The following is an 8,267-nucleotide window of genomic DNA, read 5'->3' on the forward strand; positions in this document are numbered from 1 at the left end:
TGGTCAATGCTCAGGAGCTGGTGGTCAAGGTAATGCTGCTACAGGTATAATTATTATTAAAGATTGTTATGGTAATATTATTTCTTCAAGAACCAGTGGTACTTTAGAACCATCACCTTGTGATGGTCCAACTGCAGTATTAATTGATGAAGAATTAGTTTCTTTGCGTAATGATTGTAATAAATTAGAAGCTTTAAGCAGTAGTCCTGACTTTCAAAATAAAATGGAAGAAATTTTAGCAGGAACTTCTGGCAGTACTGAAATTGGATACTATGGAAGAAAAAATGAAGACGGTGAAATAGAATACTTAGCTGAAGACAGACATGAAAGTGATCCAGATAATGTTGAAATTGCAACAGATCCACCAGCTACAGCAATTGACTCAGACATTCACAATCATTTTAATGATGGCTTAGGTTCACTATCTGTGTTTTCTGGTGCAGATTTATATACCACTCACCAACTCTTTTATTATGACTTAATTGAAAACAACAACCAATACATTAAAGTTCTCGCTACACCAGGAGATAATATAAGCCCAGATGATGATACGGTTTATGCTCTAAAAATTAAAGGTGGTGCTAATTTTAATGATTTTGGACTTAATTATTTAAATGATCCTTTAATTGCAGATGTATATTTTAAAGAAAAAGGAATCGTGGCAAATAATTCAACTGCGCAACAAGAAAAATTACTGGTTGAGCTATTAAACGAACTAGACTCAGGCCTAGTCATTTATAGAGGTGACAAAAATAACTTAAATAATTGGACACAACTTAAAATAAACAATAATGGAAATTTCGAGGAAAATGACTGCAAGGATTAAAACTACAAGACTACTTTTTATAATTATAAATATTTGTATGCTCTTAAACTGCAGAGCACAAGGGGTAATTGGCTCAGGAATTAGTGATGAAACTTTGCAACCAGAGTATTTTATTGATGATTTGCCAGTATATAATCTAGGCGCTATACCTGGTTATATGACAAATAGTAGATATTATTATATAAAAGATATTGATAACCATCATGATGATATTGTTGGTGTTTGGAAATGGCAAGATAGAAATGATTTTTTTGAGTTCACAGTTGAAGAATTTGAAATGGAAACTTATTATGAAGATACAACCGAATACCATGACAGACTATATGGAAAATACAAGTATGTTGTAAATAATAATATTATTTCTGAGGTCTCGCAAATTGAATCTTGGCCTTCAATGAAATTGATTTTTTTCTATGAATCTCCAACTGAATATAAAGTTATGATCAAAGATATTGTAAGCGATACTCATAAAGTTGGTCAATTTATTTTCACTTCTCCAACCACTGCCACGATGGTCTTAAGAAATAGCGAAGGCGTCAAAATAAATTATGGCAATGGTCAAGATTTTGCGCTGCCAACTAATTTGGTATTGACTAAAATTGATTAAATAAAGACTAGCTATTTAATCTTTATTTATTTCAAGGCTTCGACCTACATCGAAACCTCATCCAATTTTAATCGAATCTCGCGACGTAAAAAGAACCAGGTCACGATAGTTGATAGCACATCTGATATTGGAAATGACATCCAAATACCCAATTCCCCAAAATAAAGAGGCATAATATACATCAAGGGAATAAAGAAAATAGCCTGTCTTGTCAAGGTCAAAATCAAAGCTGGAATTGCTTTACCAACCGCTTGAAAATAAGCTGCTCCAATCAATTGTACTGCTAAAATTGGTACTGCCGCAAAGGTCCAGCGCATATTGGTTGGTGTTACTTTTATAACGTCTACATCTGTAGTAAACCATTTAGTAATGACTTCTGGAAACACCATCAATAAAATAAACACAATTGCCGCTAAAACAGTCGCATATTTTATGGCTATAAAAATAACCTCTTTGACACGATCATGCTGATTTGATCCAAAATTAAAACCTGCAATAGGTATAAACCCTTGTGTAATTCCGTAAATAGGAAATAAGGCGAACATGCTTAATCGACCAACAATGGCGTAAGCTGTGACTGAGGTTTCGCCTCCAAACTTATACAGCGCATTATTTACTAATAGAAATGTCACACTCACAACTGCTTGTCTTGATAAGGTCACAAAACCTAAAGATCCTATTTCGGCAATAATAGTTTTCTCTAACTTAAAATGGGACAGATTGATTTTTAATTCCGAATTTTTAGATAGGAAATACCAAAGAATAAATAGAAACGACACAATATAAGACCCTGTAGACGCCCACGCTGCTCCTGCCATTCCAAAATCCATGATATTGATAAAAATATAATCAAGTACTAAATTACCAACGGAAGGAATTAACATCGCATACATGGCAAATTTAGGATTGCCTTCTGCTCTAATAACGGTGTTTCCCATCATGACGAATCCTAAAACAGGAACACCATATAAGATAATTTCATAATAGGTTTTTGCAGGATCAAAAATAGTCCCTTTACCTCCAAATGCAGGAATTAGGGTGTCCACAAAATAGAGTCCGAAAATAGCAAACGAAACCGTAAACAAAAACGTTAACGTGATTTGGTTTCCAAAAGTTTTTAAAGCTTTTGGCATATTATCTGCACCAAGCGCCCGTGAAATTATAGATGAGCCTCCAATACCGATAGCCATTCCTAATGCCGCAATAAAAAAAGATACTGGAAGCACCACATTTATCGCTGCAATTGCGGTTGAACCAATCCAATTACCAACGAAAATAGTATCGACAAGAATGTTGAGTGACATCACCAAAATCCCAATAGACGCAGGAACAGCTTGCTTTATAAGCAACTTACCAATAGGTTGCATTCCTAAATCTTTAGAACTGGTTTTTGCCATTATGCAGTAACGGTTTCGGCTGTTGCCCAATCGTTAATCCATTGCGACAGTAAACCTACAAATGCTGAGTCGTCATTTAAGCACGGAATAGTTGTAAAATCCTTACCTCCCACTTCGTGGAAAATTTCTTCCCCTTCCATAGCAATTTCTTCTAAAGTTTCTAAACAATCGCTGACAAATGCAGGCGTGACAATCGCCAATTTCTTGATGCCTTCTTTACCCATACGTTCTATGGTGAGATCTGTATACGGTTGTAACCATGGATCAAAACCTAAACGCGATTGGAAGGAGGTGGAGAATGTGCCTTCGGTCATTTTTAAGTGTTCACCAACGAGTCTTGTGACTTCCTTACATTGGTGTTTATAACAAAATTCGTGCGCTGGTGATGGTGTTTTACAACACACACAATCTATTCTATCATTTGGTTTACAATGTGAACTTGTGATATCACTTTTCCTGATATGGCGTTCTGGAACACCGTGATATGAGAATAATAAATGCTCGTAATCGTTACCTTCTAAATGCTTAGCAATAGAATTTGATAGCACTTCTATATACTTAGGATCGTTATAAAAGGGCTTCAAATCGGTTATTTTTACCTTCGGAAAATGTTCTGCTCTAATGGCTTCAGCCAATACCACAATCGTTTCAGTCGTTGCCATGGCAAACTGCGGATACAAGGGAATGAGAAGAATATCATCCACACCTTTATCTACTAATTCCTGAAATCCTTTCATCATGGTCATACTCCCATAACGCATTCCTAAAGCAACAGGCAAACTAGTTTGATTTTGTATTCCACTCTGCAGGCGCTCTGATAAGACAATTAAAGGCGACCCTTCATCCCACCATATTTTTTTATAAGCTTTAGCCGATTGTTTTGGACGTGTGTTTAAAACAATACCTTTGACAAGTAACGTTCTTGCCCATAAAGGCACGTCAATCACACGCTCATCCATTAAAAATTCTCCTAAATACTTTTTAACGTCTTTAGGTTCTGGACTATCTGGCGATCCTAAATTGACGAGTAAAACTCCTTTCATTTATTTCTTTTTAACAATTTTCAATTTAAACACTTCAATACTTGTATTGTTATTCTTTTATCAACTCAGTTCTTACACTTTCTGGAACAATAGAATCCACTAACATTTTCATAGCATCGTCATTCCCAAGAAATTTCCATCCAGTATATTGTGGGTCTTTAATTGCAAACATCGTTGCATCCATATTAATTACTAAAGACATCGTTTTTAAGTCTGAAGCGACATTTGCTGCTCCAAATTGGGAATCCATTGTGGACTTCATCATATCTAAAAACCCTTTTCTATCTTCTTCTGGCTTATTTTGTTCAGATACAAATGTCATTTTCATTTTACTATTATAAAAAACAGCTGCATAAGTTATTTTTTCTACAACTTTTTCTTCGGAAACTTTAGTAACATCATTAGAAATGAACTCGATTTTCATTTCTGGAGAGCTAAACATTTGCTCCATACCTGCTTTCATTTGTGCTCTTGGAGCCATTTCGAAAACTTTGGGATACATATAATCCAAGACACCATCAAAATTTTGAGCAGTCATATAATCATAATAGATTTGAGCATTTTTAGTAATCTCAGCTGTATGAGATTGCGCAAAACTTGCCGAAGTAAAAAGTAGAGCAAATATTAATGTGGTAAAGTTTTTCATAGTGTAATTTGTTTTTGCAAAAATACGACAGTATTTGTTAAAGATTAAATTCCCTAAGTCAAAAATGGGTTTTACGTAACAAAATAGTCTTGCTACGTAATTCTAGTTTCAAAAGATGACCTTTTTAAATAGTATTGAAGTGGATGAAATAGACGACGTGCGTATAAATTTGAGAATAAGTATCAATAAAAGCTATTTACCTATATCTAATCTTTTTGGAGTGGCACATACACATCCACACCAATCAAATGGGCCTAATCCAATGTTTTCAGCGATGGATGCTTTTGCGTTAAATAAGCATAATAATGCATTTAATCATGATTTGGCTGGCACGGATGAATCTCTCTCTGTTTACATACTTGTTGTTGCCACGGGGACATATGCTATAAAAGTAAATGATTTAGATGCAATTAATGATTACGCTAATCAGTTTCCTACTAAACGTCAACAATTAAGAGAATATAGACTGTTAAACAGGAAGTATAATAAACACTATAATCCTGTCACACAACAATCCGGAGATTTTGATGACTATGAAAGGGATTTTACTAAATATATTGAGAGTAAAGGCATATCTTTATATAAAGCAAATGATGACTTATCAGGTTGGAACAGAGTTCAATATAATGAATCTGAACCAAATAATATTCAAACTACAAACTGTAACGAAAACTAAAACAAAATGAAAAGCACATATATATCAATATTACTAATCACATTACTTATTAGCTCTTGTAAAGCACAAATTGCTCCCTTATATTTAATGAATCCCGATTTACCAGAAGGTACACATTTTAAAGATTTAGATAATAATCTTGATAATTTCGAGGGGACTTGGAAATGGCAAAGCAATGATTCTATAATTATAATAAAACTTATCAAACAAGAAAATATTTTCTTTGATAATACAAATCAATATGAAGACTTTGTTATTGGCGAATATAAATTTACTGTTAATGGCACTATTGTACAAGATTACATTTCTAGGCTCAATGATTTATCAATAAAAGATTTTGGACATTATCTTTCTGGTAATTATATCATGCACAAAGGTCAATATCCTAAATGTGATGAATGTACAATAGAAGAAAAACGCTTACAATTATACTTTCAAGATCCTCTTTACGAATATTTAAATTCTGCAATGGTATTAAGACATAAAATAGATAATGGAATAGAAAAAATAGATGTAGTTTTTTACTCATTTAGTGGTTCTGTACTTCCAAATGTCGACTCTCCTTCTCAGAATAGAATACCTTATGGAAATTATACATTTATAAAACAGTAAATTAACAAAGGCTTTGGTTTTAGGCTGAAGCCTTTATTTAAAACATGAAAAACATTTATATACTAATAATTATATCCATTATTACATTGAGCTCTTGCAAGGCACAAAATGCTCCATTATATCGTGCAGAGCCAGACTTACCAGAAGGCACACATTATAAAGATCTAGATGGCGATCTAAGTGACTTTGTAGGCGTATGGAAATGGCAAAATAACGACTCAATAGTCACTATTAAATTTAAAAAGTGGGAAGATGTTTATGATAGTGACTATAATCAATATGAAGACTATCTAGTTGGCGCTTATAAATTTACAGTAAACGGTAGTGTTATCGAAGATAATCTCTCACAATTGAATGATAACTCAATTTTTATACTTGATCATTATATAGCAGGCAATACAATATTACATAAAACCCAATATCCAAAGTGTGAAAATTGTGATGATAACCAGCGTCAAGTATTCGTTTATTTTACAGACCCACAACGTGAGTATTTGAACTCTGCTATGGTATTAAGACATAAAGTTGAAGATGGTATTGAAAAAATGGAAGTTGTATTTTATTCTTTTAATTATACTGTCCAGCCAAGTATTGACTCTCCAATGGTTAATAGAATACCTTATGGAAATTATACATTTATAAAACAGTAAAAATTAAAGGCTTCAATTTTTTAAGTTGAAGCCTTTAAATCAAAGTATGAGAAACATATATATATCACTATTACTAATCATATTACTTATTAGCTCTTGCAAAGCGCAAAACGCACCTCTTTATCGTATTGACAGAGATAATCCTGAAGGGACTCATTTTAAAGACCTAGACAATGATCTTAGTGACTTTGTAGGTACTTGGAAGTGGCAAAGCAATGACTCCATAGTAACCATTGAATTTCAAAAATGGGAAGATATCATTTTTGAGGATACCAACCAATATGAAGACATGCTTGTTGGTGCTTATAAATTTACTGTTAATGGAACAGTAATTCAAGATTACATGTCTCAATTAGAAGAAAACTCAATTTATATTTATGAGCACAACATTGTAGGTAATACAATATTACATAAAGGGCAGTATCCAAAATGTACTGAGTGTACAGATAATGAGCGCCAAGTATTTGTCTATTTCACGGATCCAGAACGTGAGTATTTAAATTCTGCTATAGTTTTAAGACATAAAGTAAACAACGGTATTGAAAAAATGAATGTCATTTTATATCAATTTGAAAATAGTTTTTTACCAAGCGTTGATGCACCAAAACAGAATAGAATTCCTTATAGAGGTTATACGTTTATTAAGGAGTAAATTACTAAAGGCTTTGGTTTTAGGCTGAAGCTTTTATTTAAAACATGAAAAAACACATAATACTAATAACTCTATTTACAATTGTGTTAAGCTCTTGCAAGGCACAAAATGCTCCATTATATCGTGCAGACCCAGATTTACCAGAAGGCACACACTATAAAGATCTTGATAATGACCTTAATGATTTTGTTGGGACTTGGAAATGGCAAAACAACGACTCAATTGTTATTATAAAATTTCAAAAATGGGAAGATATTTATGATAGCGATTATAATCAATATGAAGACTACCTAGTTGGAGCTTATAAATTCACTGTAAATGGAACTATTATTGAAGATAATCTCTCACAATTGAATGACAATTCAATTTTTATACTTGATCATTATATAGCAGGTAATACAATTTTACATAAAGGTCAATATCCTAAATGTGAAAATTGTGATGATAACCAGCGTCAAGTATTCGTTTATTTTACAGACCCACAACGTGAGTATTTAAATTCTGCAATGGTGTTAAGATATAAAGTTGAAGGTGGTATTGAAAAAATGGAAGTTGTATTTTATTCTTTTAATTATACTGTCCAACCAAGTATTGACTCTCCAATGGTAAATAGAATACCTTATGGAAATTATACATTTATAAAACAGTAAATTAACAAAGGCTCCACTCAAAATAGTGGAGCTCTTTTATTCTAACCCAAAGCCATCAAATACTTCTTTGGCGTCGTCCCATATTTCTTTTTAAAAGCCGAAATAAAATGACTCGATGTGCTGTAACCCACTTTAAGCCCAACTTCGTTGACATTATGATTTCCTGCTTCTAGAAGTTTTCTTGCCACTTCCATTTTATAATCAAACAAGAAACTAAAAACAGTATCGCCATAGATTTGTTTAAAGCCTTCTTTGAGTTTTTTAAGACTGAGACCTATCTCTTCACTAAGCTCTTGTAATGTTGGTGGCTCAGCCATACGAGCAATCATAATATCTTTGGCTTTTCTTATTTTAATCACGTTAGTTTCATCTACTAAAAACGGACATTGTTCAATATCTGCATCTTCACTTCTATTAAAGTATAAGCTCAACAACTCTAAAGCTTTACCTTTAAAGTAGAGCGTTTTAATAGACGAGTTTAAGTTAAAATTTATAATTTGATTAAGGG

General features: G+C 33.0%; 11 protein-coding genes. 7 read left to right on the plus strand and 4 right to left on the minus strand.

Translation table 11 applies throughout. The annotated features are described in order from the left end of the window. Positions 1-826, plus strand: an 826-nt coding sequence (locus tag ACJAZK_RS14315) for a hypothetical protein (RefSeq protein ID WP_415224619.1), incomplete at its 5' end; no start/stop codon positions are given. Beyond that, positions 810-1,433 carry a DUF6705 family protein gene (locus ACJAZK_RS14320; protein ID WP_415224620.1) on the plus strand — a complete coding sequence of 208 codons (624 nt, stop codon included), beginning with the start codon at positions 810-812 and terminating at the stop codon, positions 1,431-1,433. The genes ACJAZK_RS14315 and ACJAZK_RS14320, both read left to right, overlap by 17 nt. A 44-nt stretch (positions 1,434-1,477) precedes the next feature. Here the strand turns inward: ACJAZK_RS14320 and ACJAZK_RS14325 are convergent, their stop codons facing one another. Genes ACJAZK_RS14325 through ACJAZK_RS14335 form a run of 3 tightly spaced genes read right to left on the minus strand, consistent with a single transcriptional unit; the run spans position 1,478 to position 4,519 of the window. Next, a complete protein-coding gene (locus ACJAZK_RS14325; protein WP_415224621.1) occupies positions 1,478-2,830 on the minus strand; it encodes an MATE family efflux transporter in 1,353 nt (450 codons plus the stop codon). Beyond that, positions 2,830-3,873 (minus strand): ferrochelatase, encoded by a 1,044-nt coding sequence (gene hemH, locus ACJAZK_RS14330; RefSeq protein WP_415224622.1) that lies wholly within the window; start codon positions 3,871-3,873, stop codon positions 2,830-2,832. Before hemH ends, ACJAZK_RS14325 begins: the two co-directional genes overlap by 1 nt. 49 nt (positions 3,874-3,922) lie before the next feature. Further along, a complete protein-coding gene (locus ACJAZK_RS14335; RefSeq protein ID WP_415224623.1) occupies positions 3,923-4,519 on the minus strand; it encodes a hypothetical protein in 597 nt (198 codons plus the stop codon). 139 nt (positions 4,520-4,658) lie between these two features. Here ACJAZK_RS14335 and ACJAZK_RS14340 point away from each other — a divergent pair, with 139 nt between their 5' ends. From ACJAZK_RS14340 to ACJAZK_RS14360, 5 genes are read left to right on the plus strand one after another with little or no spacing between them, the layout of a single operon-like run. Continuing rightward, complete coding sequence (locus ACJAZK_RS14340; protein ID WP_415224624.1) at positions 4,659-5,195, plus strand: hypothetical protein; 537 nt, start codon at positions 4,659-4,661, stop codon at positions 5,193-5,195. A 6-nt stretch (positions 5,196-5,201) separates the two neighbouring features. Then, positions 5,202-5,807 (plus strand): DUF6705 family protein, encoded by a 606-nt coding sequence (locus tag ACJAZK_RS14345; RefSeq protein ID WP_415224625.1) that lies wholly within the window; start codon positions 5,202-5,204, stop codon positions 5,805-5,807. Positions 5,808-5,851: 44 nt separating this feature from the next. Continuing rightward, entirely contained in the window at positions 5,852-6,457 is a 606-nt protein-coding gene (locus tag ACJAZK_RS14350) for a DUF6705 family protein (RefSeq protein WP_415224626.1), read from the plus strand. A 46-nt stretch (positions 6,458-6,503) separates the two neighbouring features. Then, positions 6,504-7,109: a DUF6705 family protein gene (locus ACJAZK_RS14355; protein ID WP_415224627.1), complete on the plus strand. Its 606-nt coding sequence runs from the start codon at positions 6,504-6,506 to the stop codon at positions 7,107-7,109. A 44-nt stretch (positions 7,110-7,153) separates the two neighbouring features. Next, a complete protein-coding gene (locus ACJAZK_RS14360) occupies positions 7,154-7,759 on the plus strand; it encodes a DUF6705 family protein (protein ID WP_415224628.1) in 606 nt (201 codons plus the stop codon). A 41-nt stretch (positions 7,760-7,800) separates the two neighbouring features. On the opposite strand, the gene ACJAZK_RS14365 is transcribed toward ACJAZK_RS14360, so the two are convergent. Then, the coding region (locus tag ACJAZK_RS14365) for a helix-turn-helix transcriptional regulator (protein ID WP_415224629.1) at positions 7,801-8,267 on the minus strand (467 nt) is incomplete at its 5' end.

This window comes from Psychroserpens sp. (assembly GCF_047633235.1).
In the GTDB taxonomy this organism is placed as follows: Bacteria; Bacteroidota; Bacteroidia; order Flavobacteriales; family Flavobacteriaceae; genus Psychroserpens.

Excerpts from the sequence above, each read along its gene's own strand:
- ACJAZK_RS14320 (WP_415224620.1), top strand. The coding sequence starts at position 810 with ATGACTGCAAGGATTAAAACTACAAGACTACTTTTTATAATTATAAAT.
- ACJAZK_RS14325 (WP_415224621.1), bottom strand. The coding sequence starts at position 2,830 with ATGGCAAAAACCAGTTCTAAAGATTTAGGAATGCAACCTATTGGTAAG.
- hemH (WP_415224622.1), bottom strand. The coding sequence starts at position 3,873 with ATGAAAGGAGTTTTACTCGTCAATTTAGGATCGCCAGATAGTCCAGAA.
- ACJAZK_RS14335 (WP_415224623.1), bottom strand. The coding sequence starts at position 4,519 with ATGAAAAACTTTACCACATTAATATTTGCTCTACTTTTTACTTCGGCA.
- ACJAZK_RS14345 (WP_415224625.1), top strand. The coding sequence starts at position 5,202 with ATGAAAAGCACATATATATCAATATTACTAATCACATTACTTATTAGC.
- ACJAZK_RS14350 (WP_415224626.1), top strand. The coding sequence starts at position 5,852 with ATGAAAAACATTTATATACTAATAATTATATCCATTATTACATTGAGC.
- ACJAZK_RS14355 (WP_415224627.1), top strand. The coding sequence starts at position 6,504 with ATGAGAAACATATATATATCACTATTACTAATCATATTACTTATTAGC.
- ACJAZK_RS14360 (WP_415224628.1), top strand. The coding sequence starts at position 7,154 with ATGAAAAAACACATAATACTAATAACTCTATTTACAATTGTGTTAAGC.